Below are 22,052 nucleotides of genomic sequence, written 5' to 3' on the forward strand. Positions count from 1 at the left end.
ACCGAAAGCGCACATGCCCGATCGACAGGCAGCCGCCGCTTCAGAAATTAAGTCATTGATATTATATACAATTAATGCATCCGAGCCCCGTCGGCAGCTTCGACCTAGCGCATACGCGCGATCGTGCCGGCGACAATCTGCATGGCGACGCCGAACACCCATCCGATCATGATCGCAACCGTCCAGGCGACATGCGGCTCGATGCGAAGCACGATGAGGACCACCGAGACGAAGGCGACCAGTGCCGCAAGAAACGTCCCGACCGCACTCATGAATTCCGCCGCATCGATATTCCCGCGCGAGGATTGATCGCTCGGCGGCTGGAATGGCAGTGGCGGCGTGTCGATGCCGAGATAGAAGCCGATTGCGCCGCAGATCATCATGAGCAGAAGAAATCCCTGCGACGTAAAGGCAGAGATGCCTGACCCGACAAGGGCCGCCACGAACAGGCCGCTCGCGGCTCCCGCCATGGCAAGGCCAAGGCGCTCGAGAACATGGGCGAACTTTCGTACGCGGGACCGCATCGTGCCGATCCCCCATGATAATGATCAGGCTACGCCTCTTTCCGATAGCGTGAAAGATACCGTTCGCATGTGGCGCTGCACATGTCGGCGGCCCATGTTCACCGCAAATTGCGCTGATAACGGCGATTAGTTACCGCGATTATCGATTTTCTGCAGACTCGCAGCTCTCGTAGGGTGGGCAAAGCGCAGCGTGCCCACCATCGAGCATTCCGCTCGCAATGGTGGGCACGCTTTCATCGTCACTTGTGGTGAGCTGCGGTGGATGTAGTCGCTTTGCCCACGCTATGCTCTGCGATCGCTTCTGCTACGCTGCGCGGCCGAACTCGCTGCCGAGATGCTTGAGCCGCGGCAGCACTTCCTGCTTCAACAGTTGCAGCGAGTGGTGCCAGGCTTCCGGCTTGTGCTTGTAGTCGAATCCGAACACGAGCAGCACGCCGAAGCCGCCGACTTCCTGATAGATCTTCTCGATCTTCTCGGTGACGGTCGCGGGCGAGCCGACGATCCAGTTGTGGCGGGCGCAATATTCGACGTTGACGTCGCTGTCCGGCACGTCGGGCGTGGCTTTCAGATAGTCCTTGAAGCCGAAGTGACCGAGCAGCGGCAGGAAATACTCGCCCATCATCCGCCCCATCATGTCGCCGGTCGACAGACGCCAGGCTTCCTCGTCGGTGTCGGCGACAAAGACTTCGCGCACCAATCGCCAATCCTGCCTGCTCGGCTTGCGACCAGTCTTCGCTGCGCCCGCCTCCACCGAATCCCAGTGGCTGCCGACATAGGCCGGGTTGAGGTTGAGGCTCATCGGGATGAAGCCGCGCTCGCCCGCCAGCTTCAGCGTGTCAGAGTTCTTGGACAGGCCGGCGACCCCGATCGGCGGATACGGTGCCTGCTTCGGCTTGAGGTGGGGCTTGAGGAAATCGAACATCGTGTCCGGTTTCGTCACCGTCCAGTATTTGCCCTTGTATGTCCACGGAGCATCGTCGGTCCAAAGCTTCAGGATGATCTCGAGCGCTTCGCGCGTCATGTCGCGGTTCTGGCCGGACATGCCGTCGACATTGAACATCGCCCAGTCGCTCGGCAGGCCGCTTGCAGCGACACCGAAATTGAGCCGCCCATTGGAGAGATGATCGAGCATTGCGACGCGGTTCGCGAGTTCAGCCGGATGGTGATAGGGCAGCAGGAAGCCGCCGGGACCGATGCGGATGTTCTTGGTCTGCAGCAACGCCTGCGCGACCAACAGATCCGGAGACGGATGCGGCTCCCAGGGCGCGGTGTGGTGCTCGCCGATCCACGCTTCCTGATAGCCGAGTTCGTCCAGCCACCTGAGCACCTGCAGGTCCCAATCGTGGCCCTCCTTCAATCCGCACTCCGGCGGATGCGAGGGCATCGCGAAATATCCTAGTTCCATGACTTTCCTCTCGCTTGTTTCTGGTGCGACTTTGCCGTCGCATCTCATGCACAAGCGAGAGTACCCACCCCGGTTGCGGCGGAATAGTGGCTTTCGTCATTGCAGAGCGGAATAGCCGTTTCACTTTCGCTCGCAATGACGGTGAAGATTTACCGTGCCCCGAACGTCGTCGCGCCGAACAGCGCTTTGTGCGTCGACGGTTGCGAACGCCAATACTGCGGCGGTGCGTCAACCTGTCCGCCGAGTTCAGCGGCGGCGTGCCAAGCCCAGCGCGGGTCGTAGAGCATGCCGCGGGCCAGCGCGACCATATCAGCCTTGCCGGAAGCGACGATCTCTTCGGCCTGCTTGGCTTCCGTGATCAGGCCGACTGCCATCGTGGTGACATCAGTTGCTTCCTTCACGGCCTGCGCCAACGGGACCTGATAGCCCGGGCCCAGCGGAATCTTTTGCAATGGCGAAACACCACCGGAGGACACATCGATCCAGTCGACCCCACGCTTTTTCAATTCCTTGGCGAATTCGATCGTCTGCGCGACGTCCCAGCCGCCCTCGACCCAATCAGTCGCCGACACCCTGATGCCAACGGGCTTGCGATCCGGGAATGCGGCACGCACCGCGTCGAACACTTCAAGCGGGAAGCGCATGCGGTTTTCGAGCGAACCGCCATACTGGTCGGTGCGCCTGTTCGAGATCGGCGACAAGAACTGATGCATCAAATAGCCGTGCGCGCCATGCAGTTCGAGCGCGTCGATGCCGAGCCGGTCGGCACGCTTGGCGGCCGTCACAAAATCGTCGCGGATGCGCTTGAGCCCGGCCTCATCAAGCGCCAGCGGCACCGCCTCGCCTTCCTTGTGCGGCACCGCCGATGGCGCCACGGTCTGCCAGCCGCCTTCGGACAACGGGATCAACTGCCCACCATCCCAGGGCCGATGGCTCGATCCCTTGCGGCCGGCATGCGCAAGCTGCATCGCGACCGCTGCTTTCGAATGTTTGCGCACCGAGGCCAGGATCGGCTTCAGCGCGGCCTCGGTGGCGTCGTTGTAGAGACCAAGACAGCCGGCCGTGATGCGCCCGATGGCCTCCACATGGGTGGCTTCGATGCAGAACATCGCCGCGCCCGATAGCGCCAGCATGTTGATATGCGTGAAATGCCAATCATTGGCCTCGCCGTTTTCTGCCGAATATTGGCACATCGGCGATACCATGATCCGATTGGGTAATTTCAGGCCGCGCAGCTCGATCGGGGAAAACAGGGCGCTCATGTGGGGATCCGGATAGGAGGGAAACTGCCCTTTCATCTAGCGACGCCCCGGCCCCGTCTCAAGCTGTCAGCTACTGCTTGATTCCGGCCGCCTTGATCAACTCCAGGTTAGCGGCGGTCTCGCGCTTGATGAAATCGTCCATCTGGTCTGATGTCATCGGCATCGGCTCGACGCCGAGCTTCTTCAGGCTTGCCTGCGTCGCCGGATCATTCAACACCCTCATGCCTGCAGCGTGAAATTTGTCGATGATGTCGCGCGGCGTTTTCGCCGGCACGAAGATCCCGAACCAGCTCATGCTGTCGGCGCCGGTCAAACCGATCTCCGACGGAGACGGCACATCGGGCAAATCGGCGGCGCGCTTCGGCGTCGACACCAACAGCGCCTTCACCTGGCCGTCGCGGATCAGGGGCAGCGCGGTCGCGAGCGGGCAGAAATAGAGATCGATGCGCCCGCCCAGGATGTCGGCAATCACTTCGGGACCGCCGCGATAGGGCACGTGGGTGCCTTCGATGCCGGCGGCGAGAAGGAATTTTTCGGCGCTGATATGCACGGCGCTGCCGACGCCGACCGAACCAAAGGAGATCGAGCCGGGCTTCGCCTTGGCGTCGGCAATGAAATCCTGGATGGTCTTCCAGGGCCGCTCTTTCGGCACGATCATGACATTGGCGCTGGAGCCGATCATCAGCACGGACGAAAGGTCTTTGGTCGCGTCGAAAGAAAGATTCGGGAAGATTGCCGGCGCAATGGTCAGCGCCGAGGAATGCGCGAGCACGTTGTAGCCGTCAGGCTCCGCCTTGGCGACGAGGCCGGTGCCGAGCGTGCCGCCGGCGCCGGCGCGGTTCTCGATCACGAAGGGCTGGCCGAGCTCGGCCGAGAGCCGATCGAACACCAGGCGCGGCACCACATCGGTGGCACTGCCCGCGCCGAACGGGATCGTCGCCTTGATCAGGCGCGAGGGCCAGGTCTCCGCCTGTGCAACTGCGGCAAACAAACTCGCGGCGATGAGAATGGAAAACAACTTGCGCATCATGGCTCTCGATTTCGATTGACGCCGCGGCGCTGCAAGAACCGTTCCGCTGGCCGCCGGGTTTGCCAACCCCGAAACCAGTCTCCTATTCCACCAGCGTGAACTGCAGCAGGAGCGTACGCTGGATCATCGAGAAATTATCGTCGGAGATCATGGTGATCACGGTGTCGCCTTCGGCCGTGGTGTGGGCGTCGATGCCTTCCATGTTGTCGATCTCGTTGCCGAGGTCGGCATTGAAGACCGAAGGACCGTCGAGGACGGCGCCCGGCATCACGGACGCAAGCTCGACGCGGCGGATGCGGATGCCGACGCCGCCAACCCAGGAGAATTTGCGCTCGAGCAGCAGCAGGTCGCCGGAGGGCAGCAGCACCGCGTCGCTGATGTCGAAATTGTCGGTGCGGCGAACGGAAAACTGCCCCGGCGTCTTGCCGCCGACCAGGAAGCCGATGATGTTGCCCCGCGCATCGAGGCCGCGCTCAGAGATCGCGATCAGCGTTCCCGCCAGCGGCTGGCCTTGCGGCACCATCACCAGCGCCTCCAGCCCCTTGTTGTTCGGAAGCCGTTTCGCGGCCGGCGGGAGCGGCACCACCTCGCCACGTGCGCGCGTGAATCCCTTGGCGAAATCGAACCGCAGCACCTGGTTGACACGCTCGAGCCCGACATAAACGAACGAGCCGTCGAGCGCCATGGATTCCGAATCGTACCAGCCGCGCGCGGTGATCGGCCTGCCATCCGGGCCGAGCAGCGGCGCCGCCTCGACATCGGCGAGCCCCGTCATCTCGCGGCCTTTGTAAACGATGCGGCCGGTGAACCAGCTACCGTGGTCGCTGAGGGCGATGAAGCGTTCGCCCTTTGCATCGAGCCGCAACGCCGACAGGCCGCCGAAGCCGCGAAACGAGGAGGTCAGCACCAATCCGCTGCGATATTCCAGCGCGCCGAACCTGACATGCGCGCGGTCGCGGATGTCGAAGGAAGCTAGCGGCCGCGCATTGACATCGATCGAGACCGGCGCCGCCACCGTGGACTCGCTCGGCAGGATCGGTTTCGTCGGCGGCTCGAGAACGGTCTGCGCGCGCGCCGCGGATGGCAGCGCCGTGGTCGCAAGACCCGCCGCGGCGATGCCCAGGAAGCGGCGGCGGGAAAGATCTCCATCCCTCATGGTGAGGAGGCGCATTCGCGCCGTCTCGAACCATGAGGCCCGGCAGCTTCCTCGTCGTCCGAGGGGCAGCGGCGACGCCGCTCCTCGGGATGAGACGATCCGTTGGCGCGGCGCGTCATGTCATGATGTTCAAGAATGCAGCCGCCTGGGCCGACGTTCCGCGGGAGCAGGGCCGTGAGTCTCGCTGAAGAGCTCGGCGAGCTTCTCGGTGATGGCGCCGCCGAGTTCTTCGGCATCGACGATGGTGACGGCGCGGCGATAGTAGCGCGTGACGTCGTGGCCGATGCCGATCGCGATCAGCTCGACCGGCGAGCGGGTCTCGATCTCCTCGATGATGTGGCGCAGATGCCGCTCGAGGTAGTTGCCGGGATTGACCGACAGCGTGGAATCATCGACCGGCGCGCCGTCGGAGATCATCATCAGGATCTTGCGCTGCTCGGAACGCGCCAGCAGGCGCTTGTGCGCCCAGTCCAGCGCCTCGCCGTCGATGTTCTCCTTGAGCAAGCCCTCGCGCATCATCAGGCCGAGATTCTTCCGCGCCCGCCGCCACGGCGCGTCGGCTGACTTGTAGATGATGTGACGGAGATCGTTGAGCCGGCCGGGATTCGGCGGCTTGCCGGCGGCGAGCCAGGCTTCGCGGGACTGCCCGCCCTTCCAGGCGCGCGTCGTGAAGCCGAGGATCTCGACCTTGACGCCGCAGCACTCCAGCGTGCGCGCCAGGATATCGGCGCAGGTGGCGGCGACCGTGATCGGACGGCCGCGCATCGAGCCGGAATTGTCGAGCAGCAGCGTCACCACGGTGTCGCGGAAGGTCGCTTCCTTCTCGCGCATGAACGACAGCGGGTGATAGGGATCGGTGACGACGCGCGACAGGCGCGCGGGATCGAGAATCCCCTCTTCGAGATCGAATTCCCAGGCGCGGTTCTGCTGCGCCATCAGGCGGCGCTGCAACCGATTGGCCAGCCGCGCGACGATGCCCTGCAGATGCGCGAGCTGCTTGTCGAGATAGGAGCGCAGGCGCTCCAACTCGTCATGGTCGCAGAGGTCTTCGGCCGCGACGATCTCGTCGAATTTCGGTGCAAAGGCGTGATATTCGGGACCGCGCGGCTCGTTGCCGCCACGCGTGTTCGGCCGCGTCGCCTCGCCCGGCGTTTCGTCGTCGCCGAGCTCGCCGTCGTCGAAGGTGTCGCTGGTGGACGCCTGCGCGCTTTCCATCGCACTCTCGGACATCTCTTCCGAGGTCGTCTGCGCCTGGTCGGCGCTCATCTCCTGCGCGGCGTCGGAATCAGGCGAGCCTTCGGCGCCGGACTGATCGCTCTCGCCATCCGGATTTTCATCCTGGTTGTCGTCCTCGTCGGAGTCCATGTCGCGCTCGTCGCCGAGGTCGAGCGCCGACAACAGATCATGCACGAGGTCGCCGAACCTGGCCTGGTCCTCGGTGAATCGCGCCAGTTTATCGAGCCGCGTGCCGATCTTGTCTTCCAATAGCGGGCGCCAAAGGTCGACCATCTTGCGCGCAGCCTGAGGGGGCGCCAGTCCGGTCAGCCGCTCGCGCACCAGCATCGCCAGCGCATCCGCCAGCGGCGCATCGGCGCGGTCGGTGATCTCGTCATACTTGCCGCGGTGAAAATGATCGTCGAGCATCGCGTTGAGGTTTTTCGCAACGCCCGCCATCCGCCGCGAGCCGATCGCCTCGACGCGCGCCTGCTCGACCGCCTCAAACACGCCGCGCGCCTGCGGATTGCCCGGGATCAGCTTGCGATGCACCTTGGGATCGTGACAGGCGAGCTTCAGTGCGATCGAGTCCGCGTGGCCGCGCACGATCGCGGCGTCACGCTTGGTCAGTTTGCGCGCAGGCTCCGGCAGTCGCGCCTTGCCGGGCGCAAGCCCCGGGCGTTCGGCGGCGAAGGAGACTTCGAGCTCCGGCGCCTTCGCGATCGCCTTCAGGCACGAGGTCACCGCGCGCTTGAACGGCTCGGTCGGCGCTTCCTTCGTTCCGCGGAATTTCGAGTTGGAGATGGTCATCTCGATCTCACCGTCGTCCTCGCGAAGGCGGGGACCTATAACCACAGGAAGAAGTTGTTGAGCGCGATGGCGGCCCCAATCTTCGCAACAACCACGTCCTGGGGTTATCGCGACGAGCGCGAGCGCTCGCTCGGGAGATCCCGGATCGCGCTTCGCTTGTCCGGGACGACATCGTCGGTCCTTAGCTGAGCGCTACGTTGACAGCGGATTCGGGCAGCTCCGCATTGAAGCAGCGCTGATAGAATTCAGCCACCAGCGGCCGCTCGAGCTCGTCGCACTTGTTGAGGAAGGTGACGCGGAAGGCAAACCCGATATCGCCGAAGATCTCGGAGTTTTCCGCCCAGGTGATCACCGTGCGCGGGCTCATCACCGTCGACAGATCGCCATTGGCGAAGGCGTTGCGGGTGAGATCGGCGAGCCGCACCATCTTGTTGACGATGTCGCGGCCTTCCTGGCTGCGATAGTGCTTCGCCTTGGCGAGCACGATCTCGACTTCCTCGTCATGGGCGAGGTAGTTCAATGTGGTGACGATCGACCAGCGGTCCATCTGGCCCTGGTTGATCTGCTGGGTGCCGTGATAGAGGCCCGACGTGTCGCCAAGGCCGATCGTGTTGGCGGTCGCGAACAGACGGAACGCCGGATGCGGCTTGATCACCTTGTTCTGGTCGAGCAGCGTCAGCCGGCCGGAGACCTCCAGCACGCGCTGGATCACGAACATCACGTCAGGCCGGCCGGCGTCATACTCGTCGAACACCAGCGCGACATTGTGCTGCAGCGCCCAGGGCAGGATGCCGTCGCGGAACTCGGTGACCTGCTTGCCGTCCCGGACCACGATGGAGTCCTTGCCGACCAGGTCGATACGGCTGATATGGCTGTCGAGGTTGACGCGCACGCAGGGCCAGTTGAGCCGCGCTGCAACCTGCTCGATATGGGTCGACTTGCCGGTGCCGTGATAGCCGGTGACCATCACGCGGCGGTTCCTGGCGAAGCCGGCGAGGATCGCGAGCGTGGTGGCGCGGTCGAAGCGGTAATCCGCATCAACCTCCGGCACGTGCGGGTCGACTTCCGCATAGGCCGGCACCTCAAGGTCGCTATCGATGCCGAACACCTGCCGGACCGATACTTTCATGTCGGGCAAGCCGACGGTGTCTTCCAATGTGGTCTGGGCGGCGGTCGTCATTCGTCCTCCGAGGTCCCGGGAATCCCGAAACCAGATTATTCGTTTGGCTGCGGATTGGGTGCTCTGCACAAGCCTAGCAGAGTGCAACCGCCGGCAGAAGCCCGCGGCACGATCAAAGTTCCGTTGTCCTTTCATAAAGATAGGTGCTGGACGCGGTTTTTGGAGGGCTGCCCTGCGAATCGCGCTGCACTTTGCCGCGAGGGCCTGCCGCGATCCCTTTCCACGCCAGCGGCGAGTTGTTAGCTCTGGAGGTCAGGCAAGACCGTGAGCTGCGGGAATTTTGTGACCACATTCCTCGACCCCCTGATCACTTTCGTTTCGGCCCATGCGTGGCTTGCCTATCTGACGCTGTTTTTGGCCGCCTTTCTGGAGGCGGTTCCGGTGGCGGGGTCGCTGGTGCCGGGCTCGACCATCATCCTGGCGATGGGCGCGCTGATCCCCGGCGGCGAGCTGAAGCTCTGGCCCGTGCTGGCGGCCACCGCCGCAGGCGCCCTGCTCGGCGACGGCTCCGCCTACTGGATCGGCCATCGCCGCCAGCGCGAGATTCTGAGCGCATGGCCGCTGTCCGGCTATCCGCGCCTGATCGAGCAGAGCGAGGCATTCTTCCACCGTTGGGGCACGCTCGCGGTGTTCTTTGCGCGCTTCGTGCCGCCGTTCCGCGCCTTCGTGCCGCTCACCGCCGGCGCGCTGGATATGCCGCCGGTGCGCTTCTACAGCGTCAATATCCCCGCGGTCCTGCTCTGGGCGCCGGTGCATGTGCTGCCGGGCGTGCTCGCGATCTCGGCGCTGCATGAGTATGGCGGGCTGCCGTATCACCATCATGTCGGCAAGCATATCTGGATCCTGGCGGTGATCGGCGGCGCCTTGATCCTGACGCTGGTGCTCTGGATCATCCGCCGCCGGCGCGGCGTGATCGAGCCAGCGGCAAAGTCCGGCACGTAGCCTGGGTGGAGCCAACGGGTCGCGCGAACGCGCGCCCGATGACAGGCTCCGCGCAACCGGGGACATCCCTATCAATGGTCGCCGGCGGTCCCGGGTTACGCTGGCGCTTCACCCGGGCTACGCATCTCAAATGGTTTTGGCGGCCGCGCTGCGTCCGGGCGCCGGCCCGACATATCGTGCGCGCGGGCGGATCAGCCGGCCGTGCTGCAATTGCTCGCTGGCATGCGCGATCCAGCCGACGCTGCGCGCCATCGCGAACAGCGCAAGCTCGCTGCCGACCGGAAGCCGCAGGCTGTGCACCAGCACGGCCAGCGCATAGTCGATATTGACGAACTCGCCGGTCGCCTCCGCGATCCGCTCCGGAACCTCCCTGGTGAATTTGCGCGCGGCGCCGGTGCGTGCGAGCGCATCCAACAGCGACTGCGCACGAGGATCGCCGCGCCGGTAGACGCCATGGCCGAAACCGGCGAAGCGCTCGCCGAGCGCGACACGCTCGCGGATCACGGGTTCGACGTCCTGGTCGACGAGCGTCTTCACCAGCCGTGACGCCAATACGCCGGCGCCGCCGTGCTTCGGACCCTTCAGCGCGGCGAGCCCGGCGATGACGGCGTCATAGAGATTGAGCCCGGTCGAGGCGGCGCAGCGCGCCGTGAAGGTCGAGGCATTCAATTCGTGATCGGCGAGCAGCACCAACGTGCGGCGGATCAGGTCGGCGGCATGCTTGTTGTCGCCCGCCCAGGCGTCGGCGATCTGCACATGTAACGGTTCGGACGACGGCTCGCGGTTCAGCATGGTCGCAACCAGCAGCCTGACGATGCGCGCGCCGACCATGGCGCGGCCGTCTGGCGCGCGGGTGAAGGCACGCGGATCGGCGCTTGCGGCCAGCGCCAGCACGGCAATGGCACGGTCGATCGGTGCGGCGCGGCGCGCGGCCTCCGCGATGGCACGCATCTCGTCCGAGACGAACGGGCAGTTGCCCGGCGCGAAGGGATCGACGCCCGTCACGTCCCACAACAGCGTCGCCGTGTGTTCGAGCGTGTCTTTCTCGGCGAGATCGACGCAGTTCACGCCGCGGTAGATCGGCCCGTCCTCTGTGATCGTCGCGATCGCCGAGTCCATCACCGGCAGATCGGCATCGAAGCTGCGCAGGCCCCGCGGCTCCGGCGACGGGGTACGGCGCTCCTTCAACCCGCGCACATCCTCAGCGCGATAACGGTGGCTGCGGGAATCCGCCGATGGCTCGGAGCGGATCAGGCCGCGGCTGACATAGGCGTAGAGCGTGGCCGGAGAGATCGCGAGCTCAGCCGCTGCCTCGCGGGCGGAGAGGTAAAGGCCATCGGATTTTTTCATCTTGATTAAGCTAATCAAGATTGATCAATCTGTCGAGAGGATCGACTTTCCTAATCACGAAAGGAGATCCGCCATGAATATCCAGGTGACCAAGAGCCCGATCGGACTGGACGGCATTCCCGCCGCCGAAACGGTGCTCAGCCATGTCGACGGCGAGCGCGGCGAACTCATCGTCGCGGGCGAGCACGTCCGTGTGCTCGCCTCGACATCGAGCTTCGAGGGCGTCACCGCGCGATTGTGGAATGCGGCGACCGGAAGCTCGCTCAGCGAGGCCAATGTGCGCGCCAAGCTCGGCGCCGCGCGCGAGCGCGCCTTCGCGAGACTGCCGGAACTACTGCCGGCGACCCGCGGCATGTCGATCGTGGATGGCTTCCGCGCCGCGGTCGCGGGCTTGCGCGCCGAAAACGGGCTCGAGCACGAAGCGACGATCGTCGGCGCCTTTCCGGTGATCGCCGGCGCGCTGGTGCAGTGGGCCAAGGGCCACGATCCGCTCGCTCCCGATCCGAATGTCAGCCACGCCGCGGATACGCTGACGATGCTGCTCAACCGCAAGCCGGAGCCGCGCGAGGTCGCGGCACTGGATGCCTATCTCGTCACGGTCTGCGATCACGGCATGAACGCCTCCACCTTCGCGACGCGCGTGGTGGCCTCGACGCAGGCCGACCTGTTCGCGGCCGTCACCGCCGGCTATTGCGCGCTGACCGGGCCGCTCCATGGCGGCGCGCCGGAGCCGGTACTTGAGATGCTCGATGCGATCGGGACGCGCGAGCGCATCAGGCCCTGGGTCGATGCGGCGCTGGCGCGCGGCGAGCGGCTGATGGGATTTGGCCACCGCGTCTATCGCGTGCGCGACCCCCGCGCGGATGTGCTGAAGGATGCGATCGAGCGGTTAGCTGCCGAAGGCGCCGACCTGCCATTCGCCGGTGAGGTCGAGGCCTACATCCGCGAGGCGCTGCGGCGGAAGAATCCGACCCGGCCGCTGGAAACGAATGTCGAGTTCTTCACCGCGATCCTGCTCGATGCGCTTTCCATTCCGCGGCAGGCCTTCACGCCGATCTTCGCGGTGGCGCGCTCTGCGGGATGGACCGCGCATGCGCGCGAACAGCAGCGCACCGGCCGGCTGATCCGGCCAAGCTCGTCCTATGTGGGGCCAATGCCGAAAGTGTGAGGCGCAGACCGTCAATGGGACGACAGCAGCGACACAAATTCCGCCGTCGTCCCGGGCTTGACCCGGGACCCATAACGACTGACGTGAATTGTAACTAAGACTGGGCCGACATTTTGCCGTAACCACGGGATCCTGTGGTTATTATGGGTCCCGGGTCAAGCCCGGGACGACAGTGTGCTACGCCTCGCGCACCACCGTCTTTAGATAGTTATACGCCTTGATGATCTCGATCAGGCGGTCTTCGGTAGAACGATCGCCACCGTTGGCGTCGGGATGGTGCTGCTTCACCAGCGCCTTGTACTTCGCCTTGACGTCTTCGAGCGTCGCCTCGGCGGAGAGTCCCATCACCTGCAGTGCCTTGCGCTCGGCGTTCATTACCTTGCGCGCCTCGGGCTTGGCCTGCGCGCCGGGGCCAGGCCGCCAGCCAGCACGGCCATTGAGTTCGGAGAACACGTTAAAGGGATCGGCGGCGCCGCCGAGATCGTCCTCGGCACTACCCTTGCCATGCTTGGCGCTGGTGTTGGCGCCCATCTTCCAGGTCGGGCGATGGCCGGTCAGCGCATCCTTCTGGTAGCGCGCCACCGCCTCGGGATTCATGCCCTGGAAGAAATTGTAGGACTGGTTGTATTCGCGAACATGGTCGAGGCAGAAATGCCAATACTCGCGCGAGTTCTCGCGGCCCTTCGGCGCGCGGTGCGAACCCTTGTTCTGACAGCCGGCCCATTCGCAGGTGATGGCTTCCTGGCCAGCCTGCGCCTGGCGCTTCGCACTCACCTTCGTCGGCTTGATGCGAATGGAGTCGAAGAATTTTGATGAATCGATCGCCATGACTGACTTTGACTACGCAATGCAAAAAGCTTCAAGTCTTGACATTGCGAATACCTCTGCTTCGGATGTGCCATTGACGAAATGCAGCCTTCGAACTATTGCCGCCGCCATGAGCACAAGAGATGTTATTATAAACAAGTTGCGTGAAGCTTTCTTGCCCGAAAGCCTCGAGGTCCACGATGAATCACATCTGCATGAGGGCCACGCGGGGCATCGGCCAGGCGGCGAGACGCATTTCCGTGTCTATATTGTATCTCAAGCGTTCGAAGGGAAGAGCCGGATCGAACGCCATCGCATGATTAATGCGGCACTCACCCAGGAACTCGCGGATGGCGTGCATGCGCTCGCGATCCATGCGCAAGCTCCAGTGGAACGACCGCGCTGAGGGACGCCGCCTGGAAATTTAGCTGAAGAACACGAGCGAACTGCGGTTTTGATCAACGTCGCGCAAGACGCCACGGCTGTTTTCCTTTATCAGAAATAGCTGCCTGGGCGATGGACAGTTCCATTGGAATTGGGCAGGCTCATTGCACCATCGTCACCTGTAACGAGGGGCTGTCAGATGGTTCACTGGGCACATCTGCGATTGGCCGCGGCCCTGATGGCAATGCTGGCGCTCTCTGTGCCCGTACCGGCTGCGGCACAGGCCATGCCGAGCCCGCTCGTTCAGGAAGTGCTCGTGAAAAGCATTCTGGTGACGCTGAGCGATGCCGTCGCCGCCAATAATTTCACGGTCCTGCACGCCAAGCTCTCAAAGCCGTTCGCCGGGCAGTTTCCGCCGGAGAAGCTGCAGGCCGTCTTCAAGGATCTCGTCGACAAGCACGCGGTGTTCGACGCCGTGGTGGCAAAGCCCGTCGTTGCAGACGAGGAGGCAAAGATTGACGACAAGGGCGTGCTGCGCCTGAAGGGCCATTTCGAGACCACACCGAAGCAGGTGAAGTATCAGCTCGCCTTCATCCCCGCCGACGGCACCTGGAAGCTTTCCGGCATCACCATCGACATTGAATAGGCGCCCTGCCTGATCCTCATCCTCCTGCCCGATCCTCATCCTGAGGAGCGCGCAGCGCGTCTCGAAGGATGGGGCCCCGCCGCTTCCGCGCATTCCGCGGCGGCACCTCGGCCTCGCCCTTCGAGACGGCCGCTGCGCGGCCTCCTCAGGGTGAGGAGATGGAGCGGATATGCGCTGCGCGAGCTGACTAGAACGCCGTCCCCGCGCGCTTCGGCCTGGGCTCTTCGGCCTCGGCTTCGCGTGGCAGCGCGGTGATGCGCAGTGCCGTGATGCGGTTGCGCTCGCGGCGCAGGACGCGGAAGCGGAAGCCGTGGAAGGTGAAGCTCTGGCCGCGTTCGGGAATCGAGCGCGCTTCATGGATCACGAGACCCGCCACGGTCGTGGCTTCCTCGTCTGGCAAATGCCAGTCCATCGCACGGTTGAGATCGCGGATCGGCACCGAGCCGTCGACCACCACGGAGCCGTCGGGCTGGGCACGAACACCCGCGACCACCACGTCGTGCTCGTCGGAAATGTCGCCGACGATCTCCTCCAGGATATCTTCCAGTGTCACCAGGCCTTCGACTTCGCCATACTCGTCGACGACGAGGGCGAAGTGCGTCTTGCGGCGGCGGAACGCCTTGAGCTGCTCGGAGACGGGCCGCATCTCCGGCACGAACCAGGGCGGCAGCGCGATGGTGGAGACGTCGATGCTCGACGTGTCGCCATCGGCGGCGCGGATGGCGCGCAGCAAATCCTTGGCGTGCAGCACCCCGATGATGTTCTCGGGCTTGTCGCGCCACAGCGGAATGCGGGTGTACTCGGTGGCGAGCACCTCGCGCACGAGTTCCTCCGGCGGCAGGTCCGCGTTGATCATGGTCATTTCGGTGCGATGGACCATCACGTCCGACACCTGCAACTCGCGCAGATCCAGGAGCCCGCCGAACATGTCGCGGTCCAGCTTCTCGACCTTGCCCTCATGATGCAACAGGTCGACGGCGCCGCGCAGTCGCTCGGTCGGCGACAGGATGGCCTGGTTGGCGCCGACCTTGATGCCGAAGAGTTTCATCAGAGCGAGCACGATGAACTCGATCACGGTCAGGAACGGTCCGAGCAGATAGACGGTGACCTTCATCGGCCGCGCCACCAGGAGCGATATCCGGTCGGGCGCGTTGATCGCGATGGTCTTCGGCAGCACCTCGGCGAAGATCACGACCGTCACCGTCATCACCGCGGTCGCATAGAGCACGCCGACATCGCCAAACCAGGCGGTGAGGATGCCGGTTGCGAGCGCCGATGCGCCGATATTGGCGATGTTGTTGCCGAGCAGCAGCGCGCCGATCAGCCGCTCGCGCATGTTGAACAGGCTGGAGACGACGCCGGCCTCGCGGTTGCCCTGCTTGGACAGCCGCAGCATGCTGGCGCGCGAAGCGCCGGTCAGCGCGGTCTCGCTCGCCGCGAAAAAGGCGGAGACCAACAGGCAGACGACGACGATTGCGAACGAAACCCAGGTCAAGCTACGTCATCCGAGCAGCGTCTTTGTCTTGGGCATGATCTCTTCGGAAAACCGGTTCCCACTTTTCCGGATCATGCTCTTAATTCTCGGCCAATTTTGCCTTCAGAAAGTCACGCACCGGCGCAGGTTCGACGTCGCGCGCGATCACCGCGCGGCCGACGGCTTCCAGCAGAATGAAAGTCAGCTTGCCGCGCTTGACCTTCTTGTCCTGCGCCATCAGCGCCATCAGCGCGTCGGCATCGGCCAGTCCTTCCTGGGCGAAGCCGCCGATATCCTGCAGCCGGGTCGGCAATCCCACCGCGGCGAGGTGGCGTTTCACGCGCGCCGCGTCCGCTTGCGCGATCATGCCGAGGGAAGCGGAAAATTCTGCCGCCAGCGTCATGCCGATGGCAACGCCTTCGCCGTGGAACAGCCGGTCGGAAAAGCCCGTCGCCGCTTCCAGCGCGTGACCGAACGTGTGGCCGAGATTGAGCAGCGCGCGCTCGCCGGTCTCGCGTTCGTCGCGCGAGACGATCGCGGCCTTGGCGCGGCACGAGGTTGCGATCGCGTGCTCGCGCGCCGCGCCGCCCGAGAAGATGTCGGCGTGACTGGCTTCCAGCCAGGCGAAGAAAGCCTCATCGCCAAGCACGCCATATTTGGCGACCTCCGCATAGCCGGCACGGAACTGACGCGGCGACAGCGTGTCGAGCACGGCCGTATCGGCGACGACAAGCACCGGCTGGTGGAAGGCGCCGATCAGGTTCTTGCCCTGCGGCGAGTTGATCCCCGTCTTGCCGCCGACCGAGGAATCGACCTGCGCCAGCAGGGAGGTCGGAACCTGCACGAAATCGACGCCGCGGCGCAGGATGGCCGCGGCAAAGCCCGCGAGATCGCCAACCACGCCGCCGCCGAGCGCGATCACGAGATCGTTGCGCTCGATCTTGGCCGCGATCAGCGCTTCGCTGACCTGGGTCAGGCCGGCATAGCTCTTCGAGCCCTCGCCCTCCTCGACGATGATGCGCGAACTCGAAATGCCCGCCGCCGCAAGCGACGCTTCGGTCGGCTCCAGCCAATGCATCGCCACGGTGCGGTCGGTGACGATGGCGGTGCGCGTACCCGGGCGGAGCGCCGCAATGCGCGGCCCGAGCGACGGCAGCACCTCGCGCCCGATCACGATGTCGTAGGCGCGGTCGCCGAGCGCGACATCGACGGTGATGGTATCAGAATGTTTCAGTGGCGCAGTCATGATGGGATGCTAATTCCGTTGGTTGCCGGTTGTGCCGTGCCGCTGCCACAGAGATGGGTATGCAACGCTTCGAGGCACTCTTCGACGATCCGGTCATGCGGCACGTCGCGCGACGAAATCGTCAGGTCAGCGCTCCGGTAGACCGGCTCGCGCTCGCCGAGCAGACGGTTGACCGTCCCCTCGGGATCCGCGGTCTGCAACAGCGGGCGGTCCGCACGGCGCCGCACCCGGCGCATGATGACATCGGCATCGGCGCGCAGCCAGAGCGAGATTGCCTTGGCACGGATGCAGTTGCGGGTCTCCTCACGCATGAACGCGCCGCCGCCGGTGGCGAGCACTGCCGGCCCGTCGCTAAGCAGGCGCGCGATTACCCGCGCCTCGCCATCCCTGAAATAGGCCTCGCCATGGGTTTCGAAAATCTCCGGGATCGACATGCCCGCCGCCGCCTCGATCTCGGTGTCGGCATCGGTGAAGGATAGCCTCAGCCGCGCGGCCAGCCGCCGGCCGATGGTCGATTTGCCGGCGCCCATCATGCCCACCAGCACGATCGACCTCGACCCCAGCGCGGCCAGGATGTCGGCCTCCAGGGACGGGAGCGCAGGTAGCGGTGGAGCGCTGTCTGGCATCTAAAGCTCGGTCTCTCGGCGAATTTGCGGCATTCCGGTCACCTATACTACCCCCGCCGATACCGTTGCCAGAGTCTTGCAACGGCTGAGGGAACATGGTGGATGATGCCGATGGTTAATTCGCCGCCCGAGCCTTCGATATGCCGAGCCTGTTCCGCTTCCTGACGGTCGTCGCCGTGATCGGCGGGATCGGCTACGGGATCATCTTCGCGCTGGCCAATTTCGTGACCCCGAAACCGCGGGAAATGACGGTGACGATCCCGCCGGATAAGTTCCTCAAGAAATAGCCGCTATGATTCGGGGATGCGTTCCAAGACACGTTCCAGCACATCAGATGCCGGGCTGATCAGCCTGTTCCTCGACATGCTCGCGGCCGAACAGGGCGCGGGCGAGAACACGCTCGACGCCTATCGTCGCGACCTCGAGGACCTCTTCGAATTCCTCACCCATGCCGGCAAGAGCTTTGCCGGCGCGGACACCCAGACGCTGCGCGACTACCTCGCCGACCTCGACACGCGCGGGTTCAAATCAACCAGCGTCGCCCGCCGGCTTTCCTCGATGCGGCATCTGTTCCGATTCCTGCTCAACGAGCGCATCCGCAGCGACGATCCTGCCGCGATCCTCTCTGGCCCGAAGCGCGGCCGCGGCCTGCCCAAGGTGCTGTCGATCGCCGACGTCGACCGCATGCTGACCCGGGCGAAGGAACTCACGCAGACCGACACGACGCCGGCGCAGCGGCTGCGCGCGCTCCGGCTCCATTGCCTGCTCGAGGTGCTGTACGCCACCGGCTTGCGCGTCTCCGAACTGGTCTCGCTGCCGCTATCGGCGGCGCGGCGCGATGCCCGCATGATCGTGGTGCGCGGCAAGGGCAACAAGGAGCGGCTGGTGCCGCTGAACGAGGCTTCGCGGCAGGCGATGGCCGATTATCTCACGGCGATGCAGGTCATGAAGCCGGAAAAGAAGGCCGCGCCGTCGAAATGGCTGTTTCCCTCCTTCGGCGAGAGCGGTCATTTGACACGGCAACACTTTGCCCGCGATCTCAAGGAATTGGCGGCGGCTTCCGGCCTGGCGCCGCGGCTCGTTTCCCCGCACGTGCTGCGGCATGCTTTTGCCAGCCACCTCCTGCACAACGGCGCGGACCTGCGGATCGTCCAGACCCTGCTCGGCCACACCGACATCTCCACCACCCAGATCTATACCCATGTGGTCGAGGAGCGGCTGAAGAGCCTGGTGCGCGACCTGCATCCGCTGGCGGAGAAGGCTTAGCCCGGTCGATCCCCGGATTACGCTTCGCTCCATCCGGGCTACGGGTTACGCCTTGACTTCGGCGGCTTCTCACAGGAAAGAGCGTCACCGCTTGCGGTCAGCCCACGCGCCTCGGCTTAGGCTGCGTGTTAACTTATTGAAGATACAAAACTTCTCTTCGAGACCCCAGACCCGCTTCGCCGCCCGCCAGGTTCCTTCCTATATTGCCGTAATGCCGGATCAGATGCGCAGTTACCTCGACTTCGAAAAACCCGTCGCCGAGCTTGAATCCAAGATCGACGAATTGCGCGCGCTGGCGGCGTCCGGCAGCGACATCGGCGACGAGATCGCGCGGATCGAGGAGAAGGCCGGCCAGGCGCTGGCCGACCTTTATGCCAATCTGACGCCCTGGCAGAAGACGCTGGTGGCCCGGCACCCGCAGCGGCCGCATCTCACCGATTTCGTCAGCGCGCTCATCACCGAATTCACGCCGCTGGCTGGCGACCGCAAATTCGCCGACGACGAAGCCCTGCTCGGCGGCTTCGGCCGCTTCCGCGGCGAGAGCATCTGCGTGATCGGCCAGGAGAAGGGCGCCTCCACCGAGAGCCGGATCAAGCACAATTTCGGCATGGCGCGGCCCGAAGGCTACCGCAAGGCGGTCCGGCTGATGGAAATGGCCGACCGTTTCGGCATCCCGGTACTCTCCCTCGTCGATTCGGCCGGCGCCTATCCCGGCATCGGCGCGGAGGAGCGCGGACAGGCCGAAGCGATTGCGCGCTCGACCGACGCCTGCCTGTCGCTGGGCGTCCCCAATGTCGCGATCATTACCGGCGAGGGCATGTCGGGCGGCGCGATCGCGATCACCACGGCCAACCGCGTCCTGATGATGGAGCACGCGATCTACAGCGTGATCTCGCCGGAGGCGGCATCCTCGATCCTGTGGCGGGACGGCACCAAGGCGCAGGAAGCCGCCAACAGCATGAAGATCACCGCCCAGGACATGCTGCGATTCGGCGTGATCGACCAGATCCTGAAGGAGCCGCCGGGCGGCGCCCATCGCGATCCCGCCGCCATGATCGCGTCCACCGGCGATGCCATCGCGCAGGCCTTCGACGACCTACGAAATCTTGATGCGGACGCGATCCGCAAGCAGCGCCGCCAGAAGTTTCTCGATATCGGCCGCAAGCTCGCCTAGCTGGCCGCAAATCGCGGCATTTTGCTCCAGGTCGGCCAGTTTGGCCGCAATTCGGCCTAGAGGCGGGTTTTTAACCCTTGCTTGACCATGCCTGTCATGGTTCCGGCCCGCCGGACCCCGTTCAGGTTGCGGGTGGGAAGTCCAAAGGTTAGTATTTTAACGATCGCTTCAAGGCATAAAGGCTGACTTGGGGTTGCCCGAAATGCCTGGTGGGTGTGGAGCTTGGACTTGAATCACCGCACGCTGGTTCGCGCGCTTCTGGCCTCGGCTGCCCTTGCGGCCGCTGTATTGCTCGCCGGTTGCAATAGCGACGACATCTCACTCGCATCGAATGCCAAGGCCAACCAGCCGGTGCCGCCGAAGCTGGTCGCGGCGATTGCCGAAAAGGACATGGATCTGCAGTCGCCGATCCTGGTCCGCCTGTTCAAGCAGGAAGCCGAGCTCGAAGTCTGGAAGCAGGACCGCTCCGGCAGGTTCGCGCTGCTGAAGACCTATCCGATCTGCCGCTGGTCCGGCGATCTGGGCCCGAAGATCCGCGAGGGCGACCGCCAGGCGCCGGAGGGCTTCTATACGATCAGCCCCGGCCAGATGAACCCGCAATCGGCCTACTATCTCTCCTTCAACACCGGCTATCCCAACGCCTTCGACAAGGCGCTCGGCCGCACCGGCTCGCAGTTGATGGTGCATGGCGACTGCTCCTCGCGCGGCTGCTACGCGATGACCGACGAGCAGATCGCGGAGATCTATTCGCTCGGCCGCGAGTCCTTCTTTGGCGGCCAGAAGGCATTCCAGTTGCAGGCCTATCCGTTCCGGATGACGCCGGTGAACATGGCCAAGCACCGCAACAACCCGAACATGCCTTTCTGGAAGATGATCAAGGAAGGCTACGACCATTTCGAGGTGACGAAGCAGGAGCCGAAGGTCGACTTCTGCGAGAGGAAATATGTCTTCGACGCCGCCAAACCTGCGGGCGCTACCCGCGATCCGGCATTCGATGCGTCCGCCAAGTGCCCTGCCTATGTGATCCCGGACGAAATCGCGAGCGCCGTGCGCGAGAGGCAGCAGCAGGAGGCGGCCGAAGTCGCCAAGCTGATCTCCAAGGGCACGCCAGTGGCGCGGATGAACACCGGCATCGATGGCGGCATGAACAAGATCTTTGCCTCCAAGCTGCCGGAGGGCAGTACCGGCCTCTCCGAGGGCGGCGACAGCCAGAGCCTGGCGTCGCTGCAGTTGGCGCGTGCGCCCGGCACGATCCCATCCACCGTCAATCCGCCGAAGCCGAACCTGGCGCAGCCCGAAGAGCCGGTGGTGGCGGTGTCGTCGACCTCATCGACGTCATCGACCTCGTCGACCAAGGTCGCTTCCGCGACGCCCGCGACGCAGTCAGGCGAGCAGTCGGAAGGCTTCTTCTCCAGCATCGCCCGCAAGGTCGGGATCGGCGCCACGGCCGACGCCAACGCCGCCGCCACCAGCGTGCCGCCCTCCGCACCCGCGGCGGCCGCGAAGCCGAAGGCGGTCGAGGCCAGGGCTGCCGACGCCAAGGCTGTTGAGATCAAGGCTGCTCAGACCAAGCCGCAATCGGTCGTTCGCGTCGCACCGAAGCCCGACACCAAGCTCGCCGCCGTCAAGCCGACGCTCAAGCCGACCGTCACCGATGCGCCGGCGACCTCGACCGCCGCAGCCGCGCCGGCCGCCAAGGACACGCAACTCTCCGGCTCGCAGCCGATCGTGCAGCCGAACTCCTTCGACGGCCGCTTCGGAGCGATGAAGTAGGCGCGGCGCCGCGAGGGCCAGCGCTTCCTCTGTCGTCATTGCGAGCGCAGCGAAGCAATCCATGCCTCGGCAAGCGGCGCGATGGATTGCTTCGCTGCGCTCGCAATGACGTGCGGAGAGTTCTGATTCAAATGTCAAACAGCGATTCCGTAGGATGGGTAGAGCGCAGCGAAACCCATCAGCTTTGGGAGCAAGCTGCGCGAATGATGGGTTTCGCTTCGCTCTACCCATCCTACGTCGGATTCAAACGGCGGATGTGAGTCCACATTCTCGCGGCGCTTTGCGTCCGAGCTTTGCGTTCGTTTCACCCTCTCATTGAGCGGAGGGCGCAGGGAAAGCCGGGTGCCGGTTGCACCCGTGGGCCCCGTGCAACAAAAAGCACGGGGGTAGGACCACAGGTCAACCGAAGCATTCCGGCTTTCCCTGCGCGATGGTGTTACGGCTTCCTTCGTGCTCTCCCCGGTGACCGGGCTTTCTTGCCACCGTCACCCCAAGGGATGTTTCCATCCCCCAGGACTTAGCGCCAGCGTCGGGGCGCCAGGACCACACGACTTCGCCGTCCGTGAGCGCCACGCTCGTCAGTCGTGACACTCTCGTCCACCGCATCTCACCGC

The 22,052-nt window shown here is 64.5% G+C and carries 20 protein-coding genes; 8 read left to right on the top strand and 12 right to left on the bottom strand.

The genetic code is table 11. The features are described 5' to 3' along the window. Positions 1 to 104: 104 nt before the first annotated feature. The 7 genes from OZ411_RS30035 to cobS form a co-directional block, all read right to left on the bottom strand. Positions 105 to 524, bottom strand: coding sequence for a hypothetical protein (locus OZ411_RS30035; protein WP_130577700.1), 420 nt, complete (start codon positions 522 to 524; stop codon positions 105 to 107). Between the two features lie 304 nt (positions 525 to 828). Further along, positions 829 to 1,929: an LLM class flavin-dependent oxidoreductase gene (locus OZ411_RS30040; protein ID WP_130577699.1), complete on the bottom strand. Its 1,101-nt coding sequence runs from the start codon at positions 1,927 to 1,929 to the stop codon at positions 829 to 831. 149 nt (positions 1,930 to 2,078) lie between these two features. Then, the gene (locus OZ411_RS30045) at positions 2,079 to 3,191 is read right to left on the bottom strand and encodes an NADH:flavin oxidoreductase/NADH oxidase (RefSeq protein ID WP_282530858.1); all 1,113 of its coding nucleotides are present in this window, start codon (positions 3,189 to 3,191) and stop codon (positions 2,079 to 2,081) included. A 70-nt stretch (positions 3,192 to 3,261) separates the two neighbouring features. Continuing rightward, positions 3,262 to 4,218 (bottom strand): tripartite tricarboxylate transporter substrate-binding protein, encoded by a 957-nt coding sequence (locus OZ411_RS30050; protein ID WP_282530859.1) that lies wholly within the window; start codon positions 4,216 to 4,218, stop codon positions 3,262 to 3,264. Positions 4,219 to 4,303: 85 nt separating this feature from the next. Further along, positions 4,304 to 5,392: an esterase-like activity of phytase family protein gene (locus OZ411_RS30055; protein WP_282530860.1), complete on the bottom strand. Its 1,089-nt coding sequence runs from the start codon at positions 5,390 to 5,392 to the stop codon at positions 4,304 to 4,306. A 114-nt stretch (positions 5,393 to 5,506) separates the two neighbouring features. Further along, a complete protein-coding gene (cobT, locus tag OZ411_RS30060; protein ID WP_282530861.1) occupies positions 5,507 to 7,402 on the bottom strand; it encodes a cobaltochelatase subunit CobT in 1,896 nt (631 codons plus the stop codon). 181 nt (positions 7,403 to 7,583) lie between these two features. Then, positions 7,584 to 8,582 carry a cobaltochelatase subunit CobS gene (cobS, locus tag OZ411_RS30065; protein WP_130577697.1) on the bottom strand — a complete coding sequence of 333 codons (999 nt, stop codon included), beginning with the start codon at positions 8,580 to 8,582 and terminating at the stop codon, positions 7,584 to 7,586. Positions 8,583 to 8,864: 282 nt separating this feature from the next. Here cobS and OZ411_RS30070 point away from each other — a divergent pair, with 282 nt between their 5' ends. After that, a complete protein-coding gene (locus tag OZ411_RS30070) occupies positions 8,865 to 9,524 on the top strand; it encodes a DedA family protein (protein WP_282530862.1) in 660 nt (219 codons plus the stop codon). A 126-nt stretch (positions 9,525 to 9,650) separates the two neighbouring features. On the opposite strand, the gene OZ411_RS30075 is transcribed toward OZ411_RS30070, so the two are convergent. Continuing rightward, a complete protein-coding gene (locus OZ411_RS30075) occupies positions 9,651 to 10,874 on the bottom strand; it encodes a citrate synthase family protein (RefSeq protein WP_282530863.1) in 1,224 nt (407 codons plus the stop codon). Between the two features lie 73 nt (positions 10,875 to 10,947). Here OZ411_RS30075 and OZ411_RS30080 point away from each other — a divergent pair, with 73 nt between their 5' ends. Next, a complete protein-coding gene (locus tag OZ411_RS30080; protein ID WP_282530864.1) occupies positions 10,948 to 12,042 on the top strand; it encodes a citrate synthase/methylcitrate synthase in 1,095 nt (364 codons plus the stop codon). A 177-nt stretch (positions 12,043 to 12,219) separates the two neighbouring features. On the opposite strand, the gene OZ411_RS30085 is transcribed toward OZ411_RS30080, so the two are convergent. Then, a complete protein-coding gene (locus tag OZ411_RS30085; RefSeq protein WP_130577693.1) occupies positions 12,220 to 12,870 on the bottom strand; it encodes a DnaJ domain-containing protein in 651 nt (216 codons plus the stop codon). Between the two features lie 109 nt (positions 12,871 to 12,979). Here OZ411_RS30085 and OZ411_RS30090 point away from each other — a divergent pair, with 109 nt between their 5' ends. Next, on the top strand, positions 12,980 to 13,255 hold the full coding sequence (locus tag OZ411_RS30090) for a BolA family protein (protein ID WP_282530884.1): 276 nt from the start codon (positions 12,980 to 12,982) through the stop codon (positions 13,253 to 13,255). A 177-nt stretch (positions 13,256 to 13,432) separates the two neighbouring features. Then, entirely contained in the window at positions 13,433 to 13,879 is a 447-nt protein-coding gene (locus tag OZ411_RS30095; RefSeq protein ID WP_282530865.1) for a hypothetical protein, read from the top strand. 187 nt (positions 13,880 to 14,066) lie between these two features. Here OZ411_RS30095 and OZ411_RS30100 read toward each other — a convergent pair whose 3' ends face one another. The 3 genes from OZ411_RS30100 to OZ411_RS30110 all read right to left on the bottom strand — a co-directional run bounded on the left by OZ411_RS30100 (position 14,067) and on the right by OZ411_RS30110 (position 17,225). Continuing rightward, positions 14,067 to 15,374, bottom strand: a complete 1,308-nt coding sequence (locus OZ411_RS30100) for an HlyC/CorC family transporter (protein ID WP_130577691.1) — start codon at positions 15,372 to 15,374, stop codon at positions 14,067 to 14,069. A 79-nt stretch (positions 15,375 to 15,453) separates the two neighbouring features. Beyond that, the gene (gene aroB / locus OZ411_RS30105; RefSeq protein WP_282530866.1) at positions 15,454 to 16,599 is read right to left on the bottom strand and encodes a 3-dehydroquinate synthase; all 1,146 of its coding nucleotides are present in this window, start codon (positions 16,597 to 16,599) and stop codon (positions 15,454 to 15,456) included. Then, positions 16,596 to 17,225 (bottom strand): shikimate kinase, encoded by a 630-nt coding sequence (locus tag OZ411_RS30110; RefSeq protein ID WP_282530867.1) that lies wholly within the window; start codon positions 17,223 to 17,225, stop codon positions 16,596 to 16,598. Before OZ411_RS30110 ends, aroB begins: the two co-directional genes overlap by 4 nt. Before the next feature lie 140 nt (positions 17,226 to 17,365). Between OZ411_RS30110 and OZ411_RS30115 the strand changes: the two genes are divergently transcribed. The 4 genes from OZ411_RS30115 (at position 17,366) to OZ411_RS30130 (ending at position 21,438) form a co-directional block, all read left to right on the top strand. After that, a complete protein-coding gene (locus tag OZ411_RS30115; RefSeq protein WP_130577688.1) occupies positions 17,366 to 17,512 on the top strand; it encodes a histidine kinase in 147 nt (48 codons plus the stop codon). 16 nt (positions 17,513 to 17,528) lie between these two features. Next, positions 17,529 to 18,491, top strand: coding sequence for a site-specific tyrosine recombinase XerD (gene xerD / locus OZ411_RS30120; protein WP_282530868.1), 963 nt, complete (start codon positions 17,529 to 17,531; stop codon positions 18,489 to 18,491). 211 nt (positions 18,492 to 18,702) lie between these two features. Further along, positions 18,703 to 19,665: an acetyl-CoA carboxylase carboxyltransferase subunit alpha gene (locus OZ411_RS30125; RefSeq protein ID WP_130577686.1), complete on the top strand. Its 963-nt coding sequence runs from the start codon at positions 18,703 to 18,705 to the stop codon at positions 19,663 to 19,665. A gap of 228 nt (positions 19,666 to 19,893) precedes the next feature. Then, on the top strand, positions 19,894 to 21,438 hold the full coding sequence (locus OZ411_RS30130; protein ID WP_130577685.1) for a murein L,D-transpeptidase family protein: 1,545 nt from the start codon (positions 19,894 to 19,896) through the stop codon (positions 21,436 to 21,438). Positions 21,439 to 22,052: the final 614 nt, after the last annotated feature.

It is taken from the genome of Bradyrhizobium sp. Arg237L (assembly GCF_029990105.1).
In the GTDB taxonomy this organism is placed as follows: domain Bacteria; phylum Pseudomonadota; class Alphaproteobacteria; order Rhizobiales; family Xanthobacteraceae; genus Bradyrhizobium.

Excerpts from the sequence above, each read along its gene's own strand:
- OZ411_RS30035 (WP_130577700.1), bottom strand. The coding sequence starts at position 524 with ATGCGGTCCCGCGTACGAAAGTTCGCCCATGTTCTCGAGCGCCTTGGC.
- OZ411_RS30040 (WP_130577699.1), bottom strand. The coding sequence starts at position 1,929 with ATGGAACTAGGATATTTCGCGATGCCCTCGCATCCGCCGGAGTGCGGA.
- OZ411_RS30045 (WP_282530858.1), bottom strand. The coding sequence starts at position 3,191 with ATGAGCGCCCTGTTTTCCCCGATCGAGCTGCGCGGCCTGAAATTACCC.
- OZ411_RS30050 (WP_282530859.1), bottom strand. The coding sequence starts at position 4,218 with ATGCGCAAGTTGTTTTCCATTCTCATCGCCGCGAGTTTGTTTGCCGCA.
- OZ411_RS30055 (WP_282530860.1), bottom strand. The coding sequence starts at position 5,392 with ATGCGCCTCCTCACCATGAGGGATGGAGATCTTTCCCGCCGCCGCTTC.
- cobT (WP_282530861.1), bottom strand. The coding sequence starts at position 7,402 with ATGACCATCTCCAACTCGAAATTCCGCGGAACGAAGGAAGCGCCGACC.
- cobS (WP_130577697.1), bottom strand. The coding sequence starts at position 8,582 with ATGACGACCGCCGCCCAGACCACATTGGAAGACACCGTCGGCTTGCCC.
- OZ411_RS30075 (WP_282530863.1), bottom strand. The coding sequence starts at position 10,874 with ATGAAAAAATCCGATGGCCTTTACCTCTCCGCCCGCGAGGCAGCGGCT.
- OZ411_RS30080 (WP_282530864.1), top strand. The coding sequence starts at position 10,948 with ATGAATATCCAGGTGACCAAGAGCCCGATCGGACTGGACGGCATTCCC.
- OZ411_RS30085 (WP_130577693.1), bottom strand. The coding sequence starts at position 12,870 with ATGGCGATCGATTCATCAAAATTCTTCGACTCCATTCGCATCAAGCCG.
- OZ411_RS30090 (WP_282530884.1), top strand. The coding sequence starts at position 12,980 with ATGAGCACAAGAGATGTTATTATAAACAAGTTGCGTGAAGCTTTCTTG.
- OZ411_RS30095 (WP_282530865.1), top strand. The coding sequence starts at position 13,433 with ATGGTTCACTGGGCACATCTGCGATTGGCCGCGGCCCTGATGGCAATG.
- aroB (WP_282530866.1), bottom strand. The coding sequence starts at position 16,599 with ATGACTGCGCCACTGAAACATTCTGATACCATCACCGTCGATGTCGCG.
- OZ411_RS30110 (WP_282530867.1), bottom strand. The coding sequence starts at position 17,225 with ATGCCAGACAGCGCTCCACCGCTACCTGCGCTCCCGTCCCTGGAGGCC.
- OZ411_RS30115 (WP_130577688.1), top strand. The coding sequence starts at position 17,366 with ATGCCGAGCCTGTTCCGCTTCCTGACGGTCGTCGCCGTGATCGGCGGG.
- xerD (WP_282530868.1), top strand. The coding sequence starts at position 17,529 with ATGCGTTCCAAGACACGTTCCAGCACATCAGATGCCGGGCTGATCAGC.
- OZ411_RS30125 (WP_130577686.1), top strand. The coding sequence starts at position 18,703 with ATGCCGGATCAGATGCGCAGTTACCTCGACTTCGAAAAACCCGTCGCC.